Consider the following 21,924-nt stretch of genomic DNA (forward strand, 5'->3'; position numbering starts at 1 on the left):
CAGGGATAGACCGAAAACAGCTTTGACACTGGCGATACCGGGCGCGGAGCGTTAGAGAGCGCCCATGACTCAGATCCAGACCTCTCAAGCCGTCAATATCATGTGCATCAAATGGGGCACTCTGTTTGGCCCCGAGTATGTGAACCGCCTCTATTCCGGTGTGCGCCGCAACATGTCACGGCCCATCCGGTTCTTCTGCATGACCGAACACGACGAGGGCCTGCACCCCGAGATCGAAGTTCTGGATCTGCCAGTCGAACCCTATGCCGAGCCCATGGCCGCCGCGCTGAAGGTCGCCAATCGCCAGGGGGCCATGCGCAAGACCTCGCTCTTTCGCCGCGATCTGGTGCCCGATCTGAAAGGGCCCGTGCTGGGATTTGATCTGGATGTGGTGATCACTGGCAACCTCGACGACATCCACGACCTTGCGCCGGGCGCGATTGCAATGCGTCACGACTGGGTGGAAAAACGCAAAGGCCGCCCGACGGGCCACGGTTCCGTCTTCCGCTTCGACCCCTCGCAGCACGGATTCCTCTATGATGACCTCGCCGCCGATACCTACAAGGTGGTTGAGAACGCGCGCGGCTCGGAACAGCGGTACACCTCGCACAAGGCGATGGAAAACGACTGTTTCACCTATATCCCGGAGCAGTGGGTGGTGTCATTCAAATACGATTGCAACCCGTTCCCTGGCAACTGGCTGCGCCCGCCGCATTTGCCAGCGGATGCGCGGGTGGTCTGCTTTCACGGGCGTCCCAAGATGCCCGATGCGGTCGAAGGGTGGAACGGGTCGCTGATCCGCCACTCCAAACCCTGCGGCTGGCTTCAGGACCACTGGATCGACCGCTCGCGCGCCGATCTGGGCGATGATTGGGCCTGACACTCCAGGCTGCTGAACGCCAAAGCCGACCACGCTCTGGCGTCTTTGCTGAGACAGAGCCTCCGGGGGAAGGCGTGGCACGGCCGAGGCTGCAGCTCCCCGGCTCACAATGCAGGTGCAGCGTGTCATCTGCTTGCCCCGGCGGGGCTAACCACGCTAAGAGACCCGCGCGATAGTTAGAGGAGAGCAGCGTCATGACACGTCGCGTTGTCGTTACCGGACTGGGATTGGTCACGCCGCTGGCCTGCGGAGTCGAGGAAACATGGAGCCGTCTGCTGGACGGCCAGTCCGGAGCGGGCACGATCTCGCGCTGGGATGCCAGCCATCTGGCGACGGATTACGCCTGCGAGGTGCCGTTTGGCGATGGCACCGATGGCACGTTCAACATCGATGACTGGATGGACAAGAAGGAAGCCCGCAAGGTCGACACCTTCATCCAGTTCGGCATCGCTGCCGCTGAACAGGCGGTGAAGGATTCCGGCTGGGCCCCGACCGAGGATGAAGACCTTGAGCGCACAGGCGTGCTGATCGGGTCCGGCATCGGTGGTCTGGCCTCCATCGCCGACACGGCTGTGCTGATCAAGGAAAAGGGTCCGCGCCGTGTGTCGCCGTTCTTCATTCCCGGTGCGCTGATCAACCTGATTTCGGGCAATGTCTCGATCCGCCACGGGTTCAAAGGCCCAAACCACGCGGTCGTCACCGCTTGTTCCACCGGGGCGCATGCCATTGGCGATGCGGCGCGGCTGATCAAATACGGCGATGCGGATGTGATGCTGGCTGGCGGCGCCGAGGGCGCGATCTGCGAGATCGGCATTGCGGGTTTCAACGCGTGCAAGGCGCTGTCCACCAAACGCAAGGATGATCCCAAGGCGGCATCGCGTCCCTACGACGCGGACCGTGACGGTTTCGTCATGGGCGAAGGCGCGGGCGTGGTGGTGCTGGAAGAATACGAACATGCCAAGGCGCGCGGCGCAAAGATCTACGCCGAAGTCTGCGGCTACGGTCTGACCGGCGACGCCTACCACATCACCGCCCCGTCCGAGAGCGGCGAAGGTGGCGAGCGGTCGATGAAGGCCGCGTTGCGTGACGCAGGGTTGCAGCCGTCGCAGCTGGATTACATCAACGCGCACGGCACCTCGACCATGGCCGACACCATCGAACTGGGCGCGGTCGAGCGCATGCTGGGCGATGCGGCGTCCAAGGTCACCATGTCGTCGACCAAATCCATGACGGGCCACCTGCTGGGCGCCGCGGGTGCGATCGAGGCGATCTTTTCCATCCTTGCGATCCGCGATCAGGTGGCGCCCCCGACCATCAACCTTGACAATCAGGCTGTCGCGACCCCGATTGATCTGGCCCCCAACGCGAAGCGAGAGCGGGAGATTGCCTATGCGCTGTCGAACAGCTTTGGTTTCGGTGGCACAAATGCCAGTGTGATCTTCGGCAAGGTCGACTGACATCGACAGGTCCGGCGGCGCGATACATGTGCCGCCGGGAGGCTTCGGCAGAGGGCATCGGGCGCAGATCCGGGGCCGCAGTGAAAAGGGCATTGGATCATGTGGCGCAGTATCGCCTCCAACGCGTTGACCCTTCTGGTCGTCGCGCTTTTTCTTTTTGGTGGAATTCTCTTGTGGGCGCGCGGCGAATACGCGGCGCAAGGGCCTTTGGACGCGCCGATCTGTCTGGAGGTGCCGCGTGGCTCCAACTTCAGCCGCGTATCTGAAAATCTTGCCGATCAGGGCGCGATCAAAAGCGCCATGATGTTCCGCGTTGGCGCGGACTACACGGAGAAGTCTCAAGAGCTGAAAGCCGGGTCATATCTGATACCGGAGAAGGCCTCGATGGTGGAGATCACCGACGTGATCACCCGCGGCGGTGCGTCCACCTGCGGCACCGAGGTTGTGTATCGCATCGGTATCGCGCAGGCGACGGTTCAGGTGCGTCAGATCGACCCCGAGACCGGACGGTATGAGACAATGGCGCAGTTCAACCCCTCCGAGGAAACGGCCCCCGCTGAATACACCGACGTTCGGGACGCGGGTGACACCCGCTACCGTGTGGCACTGGCCGAAGGTGTAACGAGCTGGCAGGTTGTGCAGGAGTTGGGGCAGATCGACATCCTCGAGGGGACTGTCGAGGTGCCCCAAGAGGGCAGTCTCGCCCCAGACAGCTACGAGATCGGGCCGGGCGACACCCGCGCCAACGTGATTGAGCGGATGCAAAACGCGCAGGAGGTCATACTGGCAGAGGCTTGGTCCAACCGTGCAGAGGGTTTGCCGCTGGAAACACCGGAAGACGCGCTGATCCTTGCCTCCATCATTGAAAAGGAAACCGGCAACGCCGAGGAGCGCGGCGTTGTGGCCTCGGTCTTTACCAATCGTTTGGAAAAGGGCATGCGGCTGCAAACCGACCCGACGGTGATCTATGGCGTGACCGAGGGCAAAGGCGTGCTGGGCCGTGGCCTGCGGCAGTCTGAATTGCGCGCGGAAACACCGTGGAACACCTATGTCATCGCTGGTTTGCCGCCGACCCCCATTGCCAATCCGGGCCGGGCATCCATTCAGGCGGCGCTGGATCCTGAAGATACGGACTTCGTCTACTTTGTCGCGGCAACGCTGGACCCTTCGGACGGGCACCTGTTTGCGGAGACGTTGGACGAGCACAATCGGAACGTGGCGGCCTACCGCGCGTTAGAGGCAAACCGGGATAATTGATGAGATCGGCGGAACGGGACTCCTGGCAAAGCCAGATCGCCCGCCCGCCGACCCGGACCTCACAAAAGATCTTCGCAGGCGGCTAGGGTGCTGTAGTGACCAAGGCCGTCGTGCCGATGTAGCGTGGCGTGCGAAAGATGTTCTGCCAATGCTTCGGACATGGCACAGGGCGCCCAGCGGTCTTCGGTCCCATGGTGCAGATCGACCCGACAACGGATATAAGGCAGGTGCCCGGCCCACGGCTGTACATAAGCGGCCAGCTCTCTCAGATAGATCGAGCGGTGGGTGGTGAGCCCCTCGGTGATTGCCTGTGTCACGACGCCTCGGGTCGAAGCATCTGAGAACAGCGCGCGATCGGCTGGATCAGCATCCCGTGTGAGCAATTTCATGAACAAGGCAGGCGAAACGCGGGCGAGCGTGCTTTGCGCCGTTGTCAGCGCCGACAGCTGAGCGTGACTGCGCGCCATGCGGAGAACCGACGCCCCCGCCATGTGTGGAAGAAAATCTCCGAGCTCCAAAGGCGCTGCGGCAGAGATCAGCGTCAGCCGTGCGATCTTCTTTGGCACCAATGCCGCAAGCCTAAGAGCGCAAGGCGCACCAAGCGAAAACCCGACCAAATGCAGCGGACCATCGGGCAGGCGCAACGCCAATTGCGCAAAACTTCGGGCGTCTCGAACCAATGTCTCGATCTTCCATCCGGGAAGGGCTTGGTCCGCGGCGCTTCCGGGCAGGCCGTGCAGATAGATCGGTGTCATTTAGCGTGCTCCTGTTTGATAGGGCTGGGCTTTGCACAGCGTCCGTGCTAAGTGCTTCGCCATGACCACCGTAGCCATCATTTTCTGCTGCATTACTCGCTGACATTGTCGGTGGGCCGGTCTCCTATTCCCTCTCAGAGATGAAGTTGCTAAGCCCGCCGCGAGCCCATCGCCCGAGGACTTTCGCATGGACATCAGACTGACCAATTCAAAGACCCGCAGCAAGGAGGTCTTTGCCCCGCTCGATCCGCAAAATGTGCGCATGTACGTTTGTGGGCCGACGGTCTATGACCGCGCGCATCTGGGCAATGCGCGGCCTGCTATCGTCTTTGACGTGCTGGCGCGGCTGCTGCGGCATCACTATGGCGCAGACCATGTGACCTACGTGCGCAACTTCACCGACGTTGACGACAAGATCAACGCGCGGGCTGCAGAGGCTGGTCGCTCGATCGGAGAAATCACCGCGGAAACAACGCAATGGTATCTCGACGATATGGGCGCTGTGGGCGTGCTGGAGCCGGATCACATGCCGCGCGCCACGGCTTATATCGGTGAGATGGTCGCCATGATCGAAGAGCTTATCGCAAGGGACCACGCTTACGCCGCCGAAGGCCACGTGCTGTTTGCAGTGGACTCGTGGAAGGGCGGCTATGGGCGTCTGTCTGGTCGCTCCGTGGATGACATGATTGCGGGCGCGCGGGTCGAGGTGGCGCCCTATAAGCGCAATCCGATGGATTTCGTACTATGGAAACCGTCTGATCCTGATGTGCCGGGTTGGGAGTCGCCTTGGGGCCGTGGGCGGCCCGGGTGGCATATCGAATGCTCGGCGATGTCCAAGGCGCTGCTGGGAGATGTCTTTGACATCCACGGCGGCGGCAATGACCTGCTGTTCCCACACCACGAAAACGAGATCGCGCAAAGCTGCTGCGCCAATGGCACCGACCAGATGGCTCAGGTGTGGCTGCACAACGAGATGTTGCAGGTCGAAGGAAAGAAGATGTCCAAGTCGCTGGGCAACTTCTTTACCGTTCGCGATTTGCTGGAGCAGGGCGTTCCGGGAGAGGTGATCCGCTTTGTCATGCTGTCGATGCATTACCGTAAGCCAATGGACTGGACTGCGGAGAAGGCGCGGGACGCGGAGAAGACGTTGCGCGAGTGGCGGGGCCTGTTGACGGGTGTCGCGCCATCCCAGCCGGACAAAGATTTGGTCACGGCAGCCGTGGCCGATGACCTCAATACGTCTTGGGCGATCACCAATCTCAGGCAAATGGCCAAGACATTGAAACATGTGCAATACCACCAACATGACCAGACCGCACCGCTCACACAAAGCGCAGAAGTGGTTGAAGCCGAGTTTCTCGCGAGTGCGCGATTGCTTGGTCTACTGGAAGAAGATTTTGGCGGCTGGATGGATGGACCGATCATCGACCTTTCTTCCTATACCGCCCGCATGGTGACCGCGCGCGAAGAAGCGATGAAAACTAAGGACTTCTCCGGCGTCGATGCGATGAAACAAGCGCTGATCGCGGCGGGCGTCGAGGTGCGTATGTCCAAGGCCGGGGTGGAACTGGTGCCCGGTCCGGGCTTTGACGCGGCGAAGTTGGAGCAGATCTGATGTGTCTCGAAGCGGGTGCCGTCGCATGTGGGGTCAGCCCTCACACCCCCGGAGCTATTTGGAACGCAAAGAAGCAGGTGCGGTGCGCGGCTGGTTTCAAGGAGGATTATGATGGGGCGTGAGAAGCTTTATCTGTATGACACCACGCTGCGCGATGGGCAGCAAACGCAGGGTGTGCAATTTTCCACGGCAGAAAAACTGCGCATCGCCGAGGCGCTTGATGTGCTCGGTGTTGACTATATCGAAGGCGGTTGGCCCGGTGCGAACCCGACGGATTCCGCCTTCTTTCATGAGGTGGGTACCACGCGTGCAACCATGACGGCCTTTGGCATGACCAAACGCGCGGGTCGTTCGGCGGAGAATGACGATGTTCTTGCCGCCGTGATGAACGCAGGGACGCCGGCGGTCTGCCTTGTCGGCAAGAGTCATGATTTTCATGTGACCAAGGCACTGGGGATCACACTGGACGAAAACGTGAAGAATATTCACGCGTCAGTCGCGCATCTGGTCGCCTCCGGTCGGGAAGCGCTTTTCGATGCTGAGCATTTCTTTGACGGGTACAAGGCCAATCCAGATTATGCCGTCGCATGTTGCAAGGCTGCGCTGGAGGCTGGCGCGCGATGGATCGTGCTTTGTGATACCAACGGTGGGACGTTGCCGCATGAAATCGGTCAGATCGTGGCCGAAGTCATCGAAAAAGGGGTGCCGGGTGACCATTTGGGCATTCATACGCACAATGACACGGAAATGGCTGTGGCGGGCAGTCTCGCCGCCGTGGACGCGGGCGCGCGACAGATCCAGGGCACGTTGAACGGCTTGGGCGAGCGCTGCGGCAATGCCAATCTGACGGCCATTATTCCGACGTTGCTGTTGAAGGAACCCTACGCCAGCCGTTTCGATACGGGCGTCTCCATGGACGCGCTGGAGGGTCTGACGCGCGTCTCGCGCATGTTGGATGACGTATTGAACCGGGTGCCGTTCAAACAGGTGGCTTACGTTGGCGCTTCGGCCTTTGCCCATAAGGCTGGTTTGCACGCCAGCGCGATCCTTAAAGACCCTTCGACATATGAACACATCGATCCCGGCGTTGTCGGCAATCGGCGCGTGATCCCCATGTCCAATCAGGCTGGCCAGTCGAACCTGCGCCGTCGTCTGGTAGAGGCCGGGATCGAGGTGGAACCGGGCGATCCGGCATTGTCCCGGATCCTTGAACGGGTCAAGACACGCGAATCCGAAGGCTACTCCTACGACACGGCTCAGGCATCCTTCGAGTTGTTGGCGCGGGAGGAATTGGGCGTGCTGCCGGAGTATTTCGAGGTTAAGCGCTATCGCGTCTCCGTCGAACGGCGAAAGAACAAGTACGACCGCATGGTCAGCCTCTCCGAGGCGGTGGTGGTGATCAAGATCGACGGTGAAAAGAAGCTGTCTGTCTCTGAGTCCATGGATGAGGAGGGCAATGACCGTGGACCTGTAAACGCGCTGTCGAAAGCCTTGGCCAAGGATCTGGGCCGCTTTCAGGATATCATCGACGATATGCGATTGGTGGATTTCAAGGTCCGCATCACGCAAGGCGGGACTGAGGCGGTCACGCGGGTGATCATCGACAGTGAGGATTCCACGGGGCGACGATGGGCGACCGTGGGCGTGTCCGCCAACATAGTTGACGCTTCGTTTGAGGCGCTGCTGGATGCGGTGCGATGGAAGCTGGTCCGCGCGGGGGCAACATGATCGAGCAGGGCTCTGATCTCTGGAATTGCGCGGCGCAGGTGGAGCGGACCGATCCTGAACGGTTCGCCTCTGCCATGGCGGCGCCGGTGGCGGCGCGCGCCGTGCTGTTTCCGCTCTATGCTTTCAACGCCGAAGTTGCCCGCGCGCCATGGGTCACTGCGGAGCCGATGATCGCCGAAATGCGCTTGCAGTGGTGGCGCGATGCGCTGGACGAGATCGCCACCGGCGGAGCGGTGCGACGGCACGAGGTTGTCGTGCCGCTGGCGCAGGTTCTGGATGCCGAAGGGTGCGTCGTGCTCGACAGGTTGATCGAGGCGCGGCGGCTGGACATAGAAAAAGCTCCCTTCGATGACGAGGACGCGCTATGGCGTTACTTGCAGTCCACCGGTGGCGGGCTGATGCAGGTGGCCGCAAGATGCCTGGGCGACCGGGACGGGCGCGCAGCGCACAGTTTGGGAACCGCGGTTGGCCTGATGCAATACCTGAAAGCCGTCCCGGAGCTGGAGGCCAAGGCCAAGCTGCCATTGCCGGATGGGCGGCCCGAGGCGGTGCAGCGTTTGGCGGAGCGTGGGCTGCAGGAAATCCGCGTCGCACGTCAGGCCCGCGCCGCGGTGCCCAAATCGGCCCGCGTGGCGTTTTTGCCCGGAGCTTTGGCTGAAACCGTGCTGCGCCGGGCAAAGGCCGACCCGGCCCGCGTGAAGGCCGGAGCCTTGATGCCCTCGGAAGCGACTGTCCGATTGATGCGGCTCAAAACAGGTTTCTTGGGCGGCTTCTGATCGAATTTCTGAACGGCAAACGCTCGGCCCGATCAGGCCGTCGCGTCGTCCTTGGGTCGGAGCCAGAGCCAGATCAGCGCTCCGCCCGCAAGCACCAGGAAGGGCGCCATGGCGAGGTTGACCATCGTCCAGCCTTGCACAGGTGAGCCGCCCGAGCAGTTCATCAGCCCGCCAGAGGCCAGCGATGCAAACGTCACCCCACCAAAGACAATCAGGTCGTTAAGGCCCTGCATCCTGCCACGTTCATGCGGTTCATGTGCCCCTGCAAGCATGGAGGTGGCCCCGATGAAACCGAAATTCCAGCCTAGTCCCAGCAGCACCAGCGTCACGAAAAATTGGTTGAGGTCAACGCCAGACAAACCGACGGCGCCTGCGCTTGCCAAGATGAGCAGCCCCAGCCCCATGATGCGTTCGACGCCGAAGCGGGCGATCAGGTGGCCGGTGAAAAAGCTTGGCGCAAACATCGCCAACACATGTGCTGTCACAACATTTGCGGCGTCGTTCGTCTGATACCCACAGCCGACAACAGCAAGCGGGGTTGAGGTCATGACCAGGTTCATCAGTGCATAAGAAACGGCGGCGACGATCACGGCCACGGCGATGCGCGGTGTTTTAAGCAATTCCATCCGGGAACGCCCCACGGGAGCATCTTCGGCAGGGACAGGAGGTTTTGGAATGTCGAGGAACAGGAACAGAAGCGCGCCGACCAAGTTAATGGCGATGACTGCGGCGTATGTCCCGAGGAAGGGGATGACATAGGCGTCTGCGGTAAATTTTACCAACTGCGGACCGATGATCGCCGCGGCCAGACCGCCCGCCATGACGTAGGAAATCGCCTTGGGCCGGAACGCGTCAGAGGCCGTATCGGCGGCGGCGAAGCGGTAGAACCCTTGCGCGGACATGTAGACGCCCGTGACCAAAGACCCCAACATGAAAATCGGAAAGGAGGCCGTGAACAGGCCGTAGGCGCCGATGGCCCCGCCCAATGCTCCCGCGGCTGCACCAAGCGCAAAGCCTGTACGACGTCCATATTTCTGCATCATCGCAGAGACAGGCGTTGCGGCCAGCATCGACCCCAGAACGATCAGCGAAATCGGTATGGTCGCAAAACAGGGATTGGGTGCGAGACTTTGACCAGCGAGCCCCCCGATCGTGAAAATCATAGGCATCTGCGCACCAAGGATGGCCTGTGCCAGCACAAGGACAAACACGTTTCGGCGCGCGCGGGAGTCGATTTGGACGGTCTGGTCAGTCATGGCCAAAGTGGTAGGAGCGGGCAGGGGATATCACAAGGGGCGAATGTGTTTCGGGTACAATCCGACAAGGTGTCAGAGTGTGATTGGCAAGTCCGAATGTTTGCTGAGAGGCTTTTGACTGCGCATTTCCGGGCTGCTTTTCCGCGAGTATGCGGATGCCAGAATTCCCCGCCACTAGGCCGCCCCATGCCGCCTTTCTCTGAAAGACACGTGAGGGCATCATTTTCGGAAACAGACCCATCGAAAGCTGGCGCACCTTTAAGCGGCTTCAGGGGAGGGCTGGCCCAAAAGTCGGTCTCAGGTTCAACTTCGATCTGGCAGCGATCAAATTGCTCACTGCGGATGGTGCATAAGGCGTGAAGGCAGCGATTGGGGTGGCTTGACGGCAGGGCCCGCGCAGGGTGATGAGAGCACATGATAGTTGGACGGATCATTGAAAGCGATGCTTGCGTGGCGGAAGGGGCGGCCTGGCTCGCGGCGCGTGAACCGCGTTTTGCTAGAGCGTTGGAGGAAACCGGGCCGCTGCCCTTGCGGCGCAGGCCAGATGGGTTCGCGCATCTTCTGAGCGCGATTGTCAGCCAACAGGTCAGCGTGGCCTCTGCCCGTGCGATCTGGGCGCGGTTGGACGCGGCGGGCATGGTGTCACCAGAGGCCGTTGCCGCCGTTGGCGAGGACGATCTGCGCGCGCTGGGTCTGTCGCGGCAGAAAGCGTCCTATGCTTTGGCGCTGGCCGGGGCCGGGATCGATTTTGATGCCTTGCGTCACATGAACGACGATGAGGTGGTAAAGACATTGGTCGCCGTTAAGGGAATTGGCGTCTGGACGGCAGAAATCTATGCCATGTTCAGCCTTGGCCGCGCGGATGTTTTCGCTCCGGGTGATCTGGCGTTGCAGGAAGCCGCGCGCATGTTGTTCCAGCTCGACAGCCGGCCTAACGAACGCGCCTTACGCCAGATGGCGCAGGATTGGTCGCCATGGAGATCAGTGGCGGCACGTTTGCTGTTTGCCTATTATCACGTGGCGAAAAAGCGCGAAGGGCTGGCCTGACGGGATTTGCCCTCGCAGAGCGGCGCGCAGAACGGTATCGCTGATGCAAAGCGCCGGAGAGGCGCAAAACCTGCAAGGAGACCGAGATGACACGGGTATTGAACACGCAGCGCAAGGAACCGGTTTCGGGGGAGACGCGCTCCTGCGTGGTATTTTTGCATGGCTATGGTGCGAATGGGGCAGACCTTTTGGGGCTGGCCGATCCGCTCGGGGAACACCTGCCAGACACGTTGTTTTTGGCGCCCGATGCCCCTGAAAACTGCGCTGGCGCGCCGATGGGCTTTCAGTGGTTTCCGATTCCCTGGATCGATGGTTCTTCCGAGGAAGAGAGCATGGCCGGCATGTCACGGGCCATCGACGATCTGAACGCTTTTCTTGATGCGCTGATGGTGGACGAGGATCTTTTGCCTGAACAGGTCTGCCTGTTCGGGTTCAGTCAAGGGACGATGATGTCGCTGTACGTGGGCCCGCGCCGAGAGGACGAGCTGGCAGGAATTGTCGGTTTCTCAGGCCGTTTGTTGAACCCGGAATTGCTGGCCGATGACGTACAAAGCAAACCGCCGGTCCTGCTGCTGCATGGCGATCAGGATGACGTGGTGCCGGTGCAGTCCTTGCCGGAGGCCGCGGAAGGGCTGCAAGCGGCGGGCTTCAAGGAGGTCTTTGGTCACGTGATGAAGGGCACCGCGCATGGCATCGCTCCTGATGGTCTGTCGGTGGCGCTGGCCTTCATCCGGGACAAATGCGGCTTTTGATTTTTTGGCGGAAGGTCGCGCAAGCGCGGCCTTCACGCAGACGTGCGCTTGTCAGCAGTCCCGCAGCCCCTCAACCTGTGCTCGAACCACTGGCCGCAGAGCCGGGCAATGGAGGCAAAGCATGCGACATATTCTTTCGGCCGCTTTGATGACGGGGCTGCTTGCGGCGGGGACCGCACAGGCCGGGGCCTGTGACTACAAACCCTCCCGTCTGGCCGCATCTGCCAAGGACAAGGCCGCTCCGGTGGTCGGAGGAGTCGGGACCGTCGCCAAGAGCGGGGCAAAGACCATCGGTCATTATGCGTTGATGCACCCAGAGAAGAGTATTTCGCTGGTTTCATCTGTAGCAGGCTCTGGCGCGGCCTCCAGCGCAGCGGCCGGCGCGAGCGGCCTTGGCGCAACTGCCATTGCGGTGATCACAGCACCGGTGACGTTGATCGTGGGGGCGATCACTTTTGGCGCGGCGGGCAGTTATGAGGGGCTGTGCTATTTCAAAGTGGATCGTGTCACGGAACCAGACGCCGTGCGTTCCATCGTAGAGGACATCGCCTCCAACGATCCTCTGGTCTGGACGCGCAACACCAATTCCGGTCCGGTTATGGTGCTGGGCAGCCCCGAAGGCGAAACCGTTTATCCGATCAAAAGCCTCTACGTCGCGGATGGCGTGATGAAGGTGCGCGGCTGGGGCATTAACGACAGCCTTGGCCCGGTGGCCTATGTTGCGCCCGAAGAGGATGCCGCCTCACCCGAAGCAATCGACACAGAGCCAGAGTCCGCGGTCACACCAGAACCGGTATCACCAGAGGCCACCAGCGAGTGAACCGCAGGGCACATCCTGTCACATGCGCATTACATAGGCGCTCTACACATCTGTACAGCCACTTCATCTTGTGGGGCTTGCCGGAAGCCAAATGCGAGATATAGTGACTGATATAGCTGGGGCGGGCCGTCTCGCTCTGGTGCTTGAATGATAAGCAGTCGGAGCAAGGGACGAGTCCAGTCATGGATGGCAATTTCAGAACCAATTTTGTGCGGGAGCCGGGGGCGCTAAGACATCACCCCGCTCTGGTGTTGAATGCGGACTACCGGCCGCTTTCTTATTACCCCCTCAGTCTATGGACGTGGCAGGAGGCGGTGAAGGCCAAGTTTCTCGACCGCGTCGACATCGTCGCAGAGTACGACGAAGTGGTCCGGAGCCCAAGTATGGAGATCCGAATACCCAGTGTCGTGGTCCTCAAAGATTTCGTAAAACCTCAAAAGCGCGTGGCCTTCACGCGCTTTAATTTATTTTTGAGGGACGAATTCCTCTGCCAATACTGTGGCACCAAGACAGAGCTGACCTTTGACCACGTGATCCCACGCGCGCGTGGCGGCATCACCAGTTGGGAAAACGTCGTGGCGGCTTGTGCGCCGTGCAACCTGCGCAAGGGGTCGCGCAGCCTGCGCCAATCCGGCCTGAGCCTGCGAAAGGTTCCCCGCCAGCCCACAGCAGGGGAGCTGCTGAATATGGGCCGCCGTTTTCCTCCAAACCACTTGCACGAAAGCTGGATGGACTTTCTGTATTGGGATGCCGAACTGGACGCGTAGCTATTCGCTCTGGCGGACGTTGACACATGGCGCGCCTATAGGCGGATGGACGTGATGCCGATGAGGCCGGGGAATATCGCGGCGACTTCCGAGCGTGGGGCGATACGAAGGGCGTTCTTGACCTTGTTGCAGCAGCGCTCGACCAGATTTTCGAAGGCGATAGAGTGCGCTCACGCGTAGCTTGCGAGATTTCCGCATCGCTATCTGGATCAGCACGTTGCGCTTGTCCATGGAGCGGGGAATTCGGTCCGCGCCATCCCCCTGATTTGCAAAAGGGACGCTCGCTTCGGCCAGGTTTTCAGCCATGACCAGATCCGCGCCCGTGTCCTACGCCGGAACTGCAAGTAAACGTTTGACCTTTTGCGGAACTTCCCGGGTAGGGAGCGCCACGGGGCACCCGTCCACGGAAACCAGAAAATAACATCAGGAACAAGGCGGTGATTGGTAGGTCTGCGCTCGTTCGGGGCGCGGATTGCCAGGATGAACCGCTGAAAGAACGTCCGTTCTCCCTCCAACGCAAGGTCTCGGCAAACACGGTCTTTATCCTAGATACTAGCTTGCCTCATGCCTAATCGAGACTGTGAATCCTTTTGTAGACAGGGCTATGGTTCGTTCAACTCGAGCAGGACATATATCTGGCTGAGGCTGGTGAAATGCGAACCATTGGATGAGGAGGACACAAGGATGTTTTCACGCGCGACCCGAGCGATCACTGGCATCGCCAGTTCGCTGTCCGTCACGGCCTGTTCAGTTTTTGGCAGTGCGGCGGCACCGGAACCTGACTACACCGTGATCCTGTCCGAGCCGCCGTTCGAGGTGCGGGATTACGGCGAACTGGTCGTTGCTAAAACCGCGATGGCCGACGGCTCGCGCGCGGCGTTCAGCCGTCTGTTCAACTACATCTCGGGTGCCAACACCGGAGGCAGGGACATAGCGATGACCGCCCCCGTTCTGAACACTGACAACTCGGACGGATCGAAAATCGCCATGACCGCGCCGGTCCTGCAGAGCGGCGAGGGTGCGCGCGAGATGCTTTTTGTGCTGCCCGATAACATGACACTGGAGGCCGCCCCCGCACCGACTGATTCCGCCGTCACCCTCGACACCATAGGGCCGCGCCGGGTGGCGGTCGTGCAATATTCCGGGTTTATGGCTCGGAACGCTACAGCTGAGGAAACCCGTCTGCGCGACTGGATGGCGCGCAAAAACCTGACCGCTCAGGGCTCGGCGGACGTCGCGGGCTACAATCCGCCGTGGACGCTGCCGCCGTTGCGCCGCAACGAGGTTCTGATCCCGATCGACGCGAAATAGCGCCGCCGAAACATTGCTGTTCCTATCTTCTTCCGATTAACCTGTGGAATAGATCCGCAAATTTTATCGGGGCAGTGGCAGGATATCTCGACACGCTGAACGGCAACCACTCCGTCGCCGTTGAATTTGGCGTCGGTGATGACACCTTTCCGCCGCCTCTGGTGATCGCAGGGGCCCGGTCGGGCAAGACCAACTCGCTGGCGCATCGTGTCGCATACCTGCCGATCAACGGTGCCGCAACGAAGCGTGAGATGTGAAAATGACCGAACTGAGACGAGGCGCCACGCGTTGACACCCAAACATATCTGAAAGGGACCGCCATGGATATCGACACCGTGTTATTGAGGAACACTGATAAGGTGAACATGCCCAAGATCGGCATCGGAACCTGGCACATGGGTGAGAGACCAGAGTCCGCCGAGAGCGAAATTGCCGCCCTGCGCCACGCCCGCGACCTCGGCTTCGCGCATTTCGACACCGCCGAGATGTATGGCGATGGCGGCGCCGAACGCATCTTGGGCCAAGCTTTTTCTGAGCGGGACCGGGACGGGCTGTTCCTGACCTCCAAGGTGTATCCGTGGAACGCAGAGAAAAACGGCATGGTCACCGCCTGCGAACAGTCGCTGAAGCGATTGCAAACCGATTACATTGATCTTTATTTGCTGCACTGGCCCGGATCGGTGCCGTTCGAGGAAACGTTGGAGGGCGCGCGCATCCTGCTGGATCAAGGCAAGATCGGCGCCTTCGGGATCAGCAATTTCGACACTGAAGGGCTGCGGCAGATCATTGATGCGGGGCAGGGCGACCTCGTCAGCCTCAATCAGGTGATGCACAATTTGCCCCATCGCGGTGTGGAACTGGATCTTTTCCCATTTATGGCAGAGCACGACATTACGGCCGTGGCCTCTTCCCCGCTGGAAATCGGCCCCACCAAGGCGATCCCCGGCATTGCCGATCTCGCCCGTGACGAAAACCTCACGGTGGCGCAGCTTATCCTTGCCTGGCATATGACACGCGGTCTGGCGGTGCCCATCCCCAAGTCTAGCAGGATCGAGCATCTCGACGATCTGGCCGCTGCTGTCCAAGTGCAACTTTCCCCGTCAACGCTCGATCGGATCGATGAACTGGCCCCGCGTCCGCCGCAGCCTGTGGCGCTGGAGGTTCGCTGATCGGGGCGGCTTGCCTAGCACACCAAGGATGACGTGGACTGCGCATTTTAGCTGCGTCCGAGGCGAATCCTTTGTTGATCGCCGTCTTGCCAGACCCTCATTTGAACGGAACATCTTTCACTTGAGGCGGACGCGATCTTCGCGGTGCCTGAAGCGTAACGTTTTTGGCGCGCGAAAGCACTCGCTCTGGGGGTTGAGTTTCAGATCGTCCTGAAATTTCATCCGCAAGGGAAACAAATTTTCAAAAAGGCCGCTTGGGAAAACTCGGTCCAAAAGCCCACAAGAGATTAGTCAGCCATGGCGCAATGTGCTGGCCAGAAGATCGAGAGCTTTTTTCTACATGTCGTCACGAGCACAATGATATGCAGGCATCGCTTTGCATTCCATTTGGGTTTCACCGGCCGAAGCTGGGAACAGTCCAAAAACTCAAAAGGAGCAGAAACGTCGTTCAAGAGTTGGAGCAGACATTTGTCCAATGTTTTGCTTCTCGTTGTCGATGGAGGTTGGTCGATACCGACGCGTCGCATTGGTATTTCCATCGACACCGATGACCCCGGCGTTGATACGGACTTCACCCTTAAATATCGCAGTGACGACAAAGGATTTGACGGAACCGAAGTTTGGCGAATTGCTGAGCCTCCACCAGGTGCTGTCGGTTGGCCCGATGTCTTCCGCAGCTTATAAAGTTCCAGAGCACGCTTCACCGGTGCGGATCATCCGTCACAGCCTCGCGCAAGCCGAATTTCGCGACGTGTTGAGCTTTCCCGCTCAATCATGATGTCCGCTCTTTTGTCTGACCGGATGACCGCAGGCCCCCTGGCAATGAGCTCTGCATCGCAATCAATTTGACTGGTGCTGCTCTGACGAACCGGGAGCACGGACCAATCTGCGAAGGCGGCAGCGTCTCGGCTTTGCGTGTGACCTTTCACTTGGCCGTATTTCGTCCTTTATGCGGTATCAAAAGCCGTGAGCATGCGGCTCGGTACCGGCGTGAACATGAATGGATCATCTTTTGTGACGCGGCAAAGATCGCTTCTCTTTTCCTGGCAACGGCCTGCGACCTCTGGTGCGCGTCATTTCGCCAGCGTCGCCTATCCAGTCGAGCGTCTTGGCCCGCTGCGCTGCGGCGAACGGAAAAACGGCTGGGACGCGTCCTTGATGGGCGCAGTCCGTAGGCACGAACGGCAGCCGGCTTGCGCAAAGCGTCCAACTGCCTGGCGCTGGCAAAGTTCTCAGGCAGTGGAAGCCTTCAATCGGCGCCCGTGTGGCGTCCTTGCCAAGGGAAGGAGCTTGGATACTTGCTCCCTCCAGCTGAGACCGCGAAGTTTGTCGCTGTCACAAGACGTGGAACAGTTGGTTATGCAGTTTCCGGTGAAGCCAAGGCGAGATCAGGTCGGGGCGGCGGATCTGGACATGCCCAAAACGTTGAGTGCGGGCAGGCGCAAGGTGCTTAAAGCGGGGCAGGGCAGGCGACGGCACTGCTGGCAACCGCGGGCCTCACCCGTCCGGTTCTGTGACGCTAAATTTGTCCGACTGCATAGCATAGAACCCGTCGCGCATGTCTTCACACCAGTGGCTTGCACTGGATCCGGTTGTCACGATGACCGTCGAAAATCAATCCTTTACGAGGGCACAGCAATGATTGCCGAGGACATCGACTTGGTCGAAATCTATGGCTATGGTTTCCCACGTTGGGAGGCCGTCCGATGCTTTCAGTCGCTAGATCGGGCGGAACCGGGGAGGACAAATGACGCAGGAACTCAGCCATATCACGACCGATGAAATTCCCATTGAAGTTCTGCGCCAGGACATAAATGAGATTTGCGGCTCTTTCGAGATAGAGCCTGCTCACCGCGAGGGCCCATCGCATGGATTGGCCCGGAGCCAAAAAATGGGTGGTTTCGACGCGGCGCTCGTGTCGCTCGATGCGCAGCATGTAAACCGGACGCGCACTTGCATCCGTCGCGATCCAGCGGAATACCTGTACATGCTGGTGCAGGATGTCGGCGAATGCGTCGTGCATCAGAACGGGGCCGCAACCTTGCTGCGGCCGGGCGACATGTTTCTCGTGGATGCAACCCGACCTTCCCAATTTATCTATGACGGAAAACTGTCGCATCAGATCTCTGTGCACCTGCCCCGAGACGAGATGATCGGGCGATTTGGCAGCATCTGCGAAGGCGGCGTTGCAGTTGATCGCACCGATCCCCTTTGGGTCGCGCTCAGGGCCGTGCTGTGCAAAATGACGCAGTGCCCGCCCGGCGCAGGGACGCACCTGAGCGAAGCGTTCTACGGGCTTCTGGGTGCCTATCTTCACCAGCGTCACACCCAATTGCCTGACGCGCGCGGGCAAATCGTCGAACAGGCGTTGCACTTGATGGCACGACATTTTCGCGATCCTGACTTCGGCCCAAGCAAGCTGGCGTCGGAATTGCGCGTTTCCCTGCGCAGTCTGCAGCGCTATTTCGAGCCTCTGGGTGAAACCCCCGGCCAACGTCTGTTGCACCTAAGGCTGGCGCGGGCCCATTCGGAACTGTCCGGCGGGCGCTGCAGGGATGGTGCAGTCGCTGACTGTGCCTACCGGTGCGGGTTCAACGATCTGTCGCATTTCTACCGTGCCTTCCGGCAGCGTTACGGAACAACGCCGGGCGCTGTTGCTGCCGTGTCCGGCAATGCTGGCGTGATCGGCTAACAGGTCTGTCGTCTTCGCCCAAGATCAGCTTTCTTTGCCACCATAGCCTTCGTGTCGAGGATAAGTTTCGGCCTTTTGCCGGAATGCGATGACGGAGGACATCATGAAGGACACGATCGAGACCATTGGACTGATCGCAAACGGAGAGCGGGTTGAGACGATCAGCCGCTTCGAGGTTCAAAATCCGGGCACTGGTAATGTCGCAGGCTATGCGCCAGATGCGGGCCAGGACGAGCTGGACCGCGCCGTCTCTGCGGCCAAGGCAGCATTCCCCGCTTGGGCGGCCACGTCGGACGAAGATCGCGCCGCGGCTTGCAACGCTGTTGCCGATCATATCGAGACCCACGCCGAAGAGCTTGCCCAGCTGATCACCCTTGAACAGGGCAAACCCCTGGGCGGTCTGGGGTCGCGTTGGGAAATTGGCGGAGCCGTCGCCTGGGCGCGGTATACAGCCGCGTTGTCCTTGCCGATGAAGGTTCTTCAGGACACGAACGAAGGCAAAGTCGAGATGTACCGCAAGCCGCTGGGCGTCGTGGGGTCGATCACGCCGTGGAATTTCCCGGTGATGATCGCCGTCTGGCACATCCTGCCCGCATTGCGCAGCGGTAACACCGTGGTCAGCAAACCGTCTCCGATGACGCCACTGGCATCGCTGCGGCTGGTGGAACTGATGAACGAGGTCCTGCCTGCTGGTCTGGTCAACTCGGTCAGCGCGGCAGACGGGGCCTTTAACATGGGCGCTGCGATGTCCTCTCACGAAGATATCGCCAAGATCGTTTTCACCGGGTCCTGCGGCACCGGCCAGAAGGTCATGCAATCGGGCGCTGAGACCATGAAGCGCCTGACGCTGGAGATGGGCGGCAACGACGCCGGCATCGTTCTGCCCGACGCCGACCCGCAGGCCATTGCCGAGGGCCTTTTCTGGGGCGCCTTCATCAACAATGGCCAGACATGCGCCGCGATGAAGCGTCTATACGTTCACGATGACATTCATGATGCCGTCTGCGAGGCGCTGGTTGCCTATGCCAGCAACATCAAGGTCGGCGAGGGCACGCTTGAAGACAGTGTTCTCGGCCCGGTTCAGAACAAGGCGCAGTTCGACAAGGTCGCGCGACTGGTGGCTGCTGCCAAAGAGACAGGACAGGTGTTGTTGGGCGGCGAGCCCGGCGAAGGGTTGTTCTACCCTCCGACCATCATCGCGGGCCTCGGCGCAGACGACGCGCTTGTATATGAGGAGCAGTTCGGCCCCGCGCTGCCCGTGATCCGCTACACCGACGTCGAAGACGCCCTGGCGCAGGCCAACGCGCTGGACGTAGGTCTCGGCGGTTCTGTGTGGTCATCCGACAAGGACGCGGCCAAGGCCGTGGCGCAGCGGATGGAATGCGGGACGGTCTGGATCAACGGCCATGGCGGGATTCAGCCCAATGCGCCTTTTGGTGGCGTCAAGAAGTCCGGGTTCGGCGTCGAATTTGGCGAGGAAGGCCTGAAGGAATATACCGACATTCAAGTCATCTTTTCCTGATCCGCACAGTACACATCAACCAATGGCGCCCGCCTCGGCGGGCGCTTTCACCGGTAGGTAAAACGTTGCGATCATCTCTCGTCGGGGGATGCGTCCCTTGCCTTCCTTGACGGAGCCGCGTTCGAACGTCCGCTGGACGGGTTCTCCGGTCAGGAATACCAGAAGATAACCGAAATCCTTCGCGCCAGCGACTGGTCGGTGATGAGCCGCATTATTCACTGATCAAGCCGATTGTTCTGCCCGCCGTGAAATTTCTCATCGTAATATGCAGGCTGCGCCAACTCTGAAATAGTACGCTCTTTCAGCCACGTGCCGGGAGACTTAGACGGATTGCTTCGAGAGACGCATGAAAAGGCCCGCCCCTGGAAGGCAAGGGCGGGCCAGATAGCGCGATGCGGAAAGGTATCAGCGATGCGCATCCTTGATCATGTCCGCTGCCTTTTCGGCGACCATGATCACCGGAGCATTCGTATTGCCGGCCATAACGCTTGGGAAGATCGACGCATCGACCACGCGCAGGCCCTGGAGCCCGCGTACGCGCAGCTCGGGGTCGACTACCGCAGTTTCGCCGGTGCCCATGGCGCAGGTGCCGTTTTGGTGGTGATAGGACAGCACCGCAGTGCGGGCATAGGCGGCGAGATCCTCGTCGCTTTGCACATGTTCGCCCGGGTAGATTTCACGTCCTTTCCATTCGGCCAGCGCCGGTTGCTGCGCGATCTCGCGCATCTGGCGCATGTTCTTCACGAGTATGTCGACGTCATGGCTGTCCGACAACACCTTGGGGTCGATATGCAGCGGATCGTCAATCGACGGACCCGTCAGCCGGATCTCGCCCGTCGAGGCCGGCTGCACCCCTGATGCATTCAGGGTGAAGGCATTGCCGGTCGGCTGCTCCATCTCGGGCGTGTAGTAGGGCACATGGAAGAAGAGGGGCTGCATGTCCGGCCCGGGCAGGGACGGGTCCGAGCGCATGAACAGATGCGCATGCAGCACGGTGATCGCCATGTCCGACGGCGCCGGGATCTCCTGCGCGCCTTCGTAGATCACCGGGCAAAGCGTGTGGTCATTGAGGTTCTGACCGACGCCAGGCAGGTCGTGACGGACCTCGATGCCGACTTCTTCGAGATGCGCACGTGGACCGATGCCGGACATCATCAGGATGCGCGGGCTCTCGATCGCACCGCCACAGACGATGACCTCGCGCGTGGCCGAGACCTGCCGCTCCTCACCGTCTTGCAAGTAGCGCACGCCGGTGGCCCGGTTGCCGTCCAGCGTCACATCCAGTACGCGGGCGTTGGTGATCAGCGTCAGGTTCTCGCGCTCCAGCGCCGGGCGCAGGAAAGCCGCCGCGGTAGAGGCGCGCTGCCCGTCCTTGGTGTTCAGATCGACGTATGCCACGCCGTCCTGCTGTGCCCCGTTGGTGTCCTCGTTCAGCGGGTGCCCGGCTTCGACAGCCGCGTCGACGATGGCGCGCGTGATGGGGTGCGGCTCGAAATCGGCGGTGACATGCAGCGGGCCGCCGACACCGTGGTACTCATCTTCCCCGCGCGAAAAATCCTCGGACTTGCGGAAATACGGCAGGACGGATGCGTAATCCCAACCTTCACAGCCGAAATCGCTGGCCCAGGCATCGTAGTCCGAAGCATTGCCGCGCACGTAGATCATGCCGTTCAACGACGACGAGCCGCCCAGCGTCTTGCCCCGCGGCCAGTAGAGCTGACGATTTCCGGCGTTTTCCTGGGGCACGGTCTGGTAATCCCAGTCAAAATCGGTCCCCCAAAGCTCGATCAGGCGCATCGGGGTCGAAATCATTGCATCCGCATCCGGTCCGCCAGCTTCCAGCAACAGCACCCGCGCGCCGTCCTCGGTCAGTCGGTTGGCCAGCACGCAGCCGGCGCTGCCTGCGCCGATGATGACGTAGTCATGGTCCGTCTCCTGAGCGTCAGCCGGGTTCACCGATGCCCCCCACAGTCCGCCGCCCAGGCTGAGAACGCCGGAAGCGACAGCCGTACGCCCCAGAAAGCTGCGGCGGTTTAAATTTTGCGTCTTAGGGTCTTTCATCATGGGGTCCTCCCGTTGATTTAAAGCGGTCGGGCGCACCTCCTCGCACGCCCCTTTCC

20 protein-coding genes are annotated in these 21,924 nt (G+C 60.6%); 16 read left to right on the forward strand and 4 right to left on the reverse strand.

Annotation, left to right across the window (positions count from 1 at the left end):
- Positions 1 to 64: 64 nt before the first annotated feature.
- The 3 genes from J4E08_RS11410 (at position 65) to mltG (ending at position 3,594) form a co-directional block, all read left to right on the forward strand.
- A complete protein-coding gene (locus tag J4E08_RS11410) occupies positions 65 to 880 on the forward strand; it encodes a glycosyl transferase (RefSeq protein ID WP_349538601.1) in 816 nt (271 codons plus the stop codon).
- 194 nt (positions 881 to 1,074) lie between these two features.
- The gene (gene fabF, locus J4E08_RS11415; protein WP_183967273.1) at positions 1,075 to 2,337 is read left to right on the forward strand and encodes a beta-ketoacyl-ACP synthase II; all 1,263 of its coding nucleotides are present in this window, start codon (positions 1,075 to 1,077) and stop codon (positions 2,335 to 2,337) included.
- 99 nt (positions 2,338 to 2,436) lie between these two features.
- Positions 2,437 to 3,594 (forward strand): endolytic transglycosylase MltG, encoded by a 1,158-nt coding sequence (mltG, locus tag J4E08_RS11420; protein WP_349538602.1) that lies wholly within the window; start codon positions 2,437 to 2,439, stop codon positions 3,592 to 3,594.
- Positions 3,595 to 3,653: 59 nt separating this feature from the next.
- On the opposite strand, the gene J4E08_RS11425 is transcribed toward mltG, so the two are convergent.
- Entirely contained in the window at positions 3,654 to 4,349 is a 696-nt protein-coding gene (locus J4E08_RS11425; protein WP_349538603.1) for an alpha/beta fold hydrolase, read from the reverse strand.
- A 187-nt stretch (positions 4,350 to 4,536) separates the two neighbouring features.
- On the opposite strand from J4E08_RS11425, the gene cysS reads away from it, so the two are divergent.
- The 3 genes from cysS (at position 4,537) to J4E08_RS11440 (ending at position 8,468) form a co-directional block, all read left to right on the forward strand.
- Positions 4,537 to 5,964 carry a cysteine--tRNA ligase gene (gene cysS / locus J4E08_RS11430; protein ID WP_349538604.1) on the forward strand — a complete coding sequence of 476 codons (1,428 nt, stop codon included), beginning with the start codon at positions 4,537 to 4,539 and terminating at the stop codon, positions 5,962 to 5,964.
- A gap of 111 nt (positions 5,965 to 6,075) precedes the next feature.
- Entirely contained in the window at positions 6,076 to 7,692 is a 1,617-nt protein-coding gene (gene cimA, locus J4E08_RS11435; protein ID WP_349538605.1) for a citramalate synthase, read from the forward strand.
- The gene (locus tag J4E08_RS11440) at positions 7,689 to 8,468 is read left to right on the forward strand and encodes a squalene/phytoene synthase family protein (protein WP_349538606.1); all 780 of its coding nucleotides are present in this window, start codon (positions 7,689 to 7,691) and stop codon (positions 8,466 to 8,468) included. Before cimA ends, J4E08_RS11440 begins: the two co-directional genes overlap by 4 nt.
- Positions 8,469 to 8,500: 32 nt before the next feature.
- On the opposite strand, the gene J4E08_RS11445 is transcribed toward J4E08_RS11440, so the two are convergent.
- Positions 8,501 to 9,724: an MFS transporter gene (locus J4E08_RS11445; RefSeq protein ID WP_349538607.1), complete on the reverse strand. Its 1,224-nt coding sequence runs from the start codon at positions 9,722 to 9,724 to the stop codon at positions 8,501 to 8,503.
- A 414-nt stretch (positions 9,725 to 10,138) separates the two neighbouring features.
- Between J4E08_RS11445 and J4E08_RS11450 the strand changes: the two genes are divergently transcribed.
- The 4 genes from J4E08_RS11450 to J4E08_RS11465 all read left to right on the forward strand — a co-directional run bounded on the left by J4E08_RS11450 (position 10,139) and on the right by J4E08_RS11465 (position 13,110).
- Positions 10,139 to 10,771 carry a DNA-3-methyladenine glycosylase family protein gene (locus J4E08_RS11450; protein ID WP_349538608.1) on the forward strand — a complete coding sequence of 211 codons (633 nt, stop codon included), beginning with the start codon at positions 10,139 to 10,141 and terminating at the stop codon, positions 10,769 to 10,771.
- Between the two features lie 86 nt (positions 10,772 to 10,857).
- On the forward strand, positions 10,858 to 11,523 hold the full coding sequence (locus J4E08_RS11455; RefSeq protein WP_349538609.1) for an alpha/beta hydrolase: 666 nt from the start codon (positions 10,858 to 10,860) through the stop codon (positions 11,521 to 11,523).
- Positions 11,524 to 11,644: 121 nt separating this feature from the next.
- Positions 11,645 to 12,343: a hypothetical protein gene (locus J4E08_RS11460; RefSeq protein WP_349538610.1), complete on the forward strand. Its 699-nt coding sequence runs from the start codon at positions 11,645 to 11,647 to the stop codon at positions 12,341 to 12,343.
- Between the two features lie 182 nt (positions 12,344 to 12,525).
- On the forward strand, positions 12,526 to 13,110 hold the full coding sequence (locus tag J4E08_RS11465; RefSeq protein WP_349538611.1) for an HNH endonuclease: 585 nt from the start codon (positions 12,526 to 12,528) through the stop codon (positions 13,108 to 13,110).
- Positions 13,111 to 13,319: 209 nt separating this feature from the next.
- Here the strand turns inward: J4E08_RS11465 and J4E08_RS24520 are convergent, their stop codons facing one another.
- Positions 13,320 to 13,625, reverse strand: a complete 306-nt coding sequence (locus tag J4E08_RS24520; protein WP_502949266.1) for a transposase — start codon at positions 13,623 to 13,625, stop codon at positions 13,320 to 13,322.
- A gap of 169 nt (positions 13,626 to 13,794) precedes the next feature.
- Between J4E08_RS24520 and J4E08_RS11475 the strand changes: the two genes are divergently transcribed.
- From J4E08_RS11475 to J4E08_RS11500, 6 genes are all read left to right on the forward strand, one after another.
- Complete coding sequence (locus J4E08_RS11475; protein WP_349538612.1) at positions 13,795 to 14,421, forward strand: SOUL family heme-binding protein; 627 nt, start codon at positions 13,795 to 13,797, stop codon at positions 14,419 to 14,421.
- 74 nt (positions 14,422 to 14,495) lie between these two features.
- Positions 14,496 to 14,678 (forward strand): hypothetical protein, encoded by a 183-nt coding sequence (locus J4E08_RS11480; protein ID WP_349538613.1) that lies wholly within the window; start codon positions 14,496 to 14,498, stop codon positions 14,676 to 14,678.
- 63 nt (positions 14,679 to 14,741) lie between these two features.
- The gene (locus J4E08_RS11485; protein ID WP_349538614.1) at positions 14,742 to 15,590 is read left to right on the forward strand and encodes an aldo/keto reductase; all 849 of its coding nucleotides are present in this window, start codon (positions 14,742 to 14,744) and stop codon (positions 15,588 to 15,590) included.
- A 297-nt stretch (positions 15,591 to 15,887) separates the two neighbouring features.
- Positions 15,888 to 16,274 (forward strand): hypothetical protein, encoded by a 387-nt coding sequence (locus J4E08_RS11490; RefSeq protein ID WP_349538615.1) that lies wholly within the window; start codon positions 15,888 to 15,890, stop codon positions 16,272 to 16,274.
- Between the two features lie 1,063 nt (positions 16,275 to 17,337).
- Complete coding sequence (locus tag J4E08_RS11495; protein WP_349538616.1) at positions 17,338 to 18,282, forward strand: helix-turn-helix domain-containing protein; 945 nt, start codon at positions 17,338 to 17,340, stop codon at positions 18,280 to 18,282.
- Positions 18,283 to 18,385: 103 nt separating this feature from the next.
- Positions 18,386 to 19,804, forward strand: coding sequence for an aldehyde dehydrogenase family protein (locus tag J4E08_RS11500; RefSeq protein WP_349538617.1), 1,419 nt, complete (start codon positions 18,386 to 18,388; stop codon positions 19,802 to 19,804).
- Between the two features lie 405 nt (positions 19,805 to 20,209).
- Here the strand turns inward: J4E08_RS11500 and J4E08_RS11505 are convergent, their stop codons facing one another.
- Positions 20,210 to 21,868, reverse strand: coding sequence for a GMC family oxidoreductase (locus J4E08_RS11505; protein WP_349538618.1), 1,659 nt, complete (start codon positions 21,866 to 21,868; stop codon positions 20,210 to 20,212).
- Positions 21,869 to 21,924 lie beyond the last annotated feature (56 nt).

The sequence above is a fragment of the Sagittula sp. NFXS13 genome (genome assembly GCF_040148795.1).
Classification (GTDB): Bacteria; Pseudomonadota; Alphaproteobacteria; order Rhodobacterales; family Rhodobacteraceae; genus Sagittula; species Sagittula marina.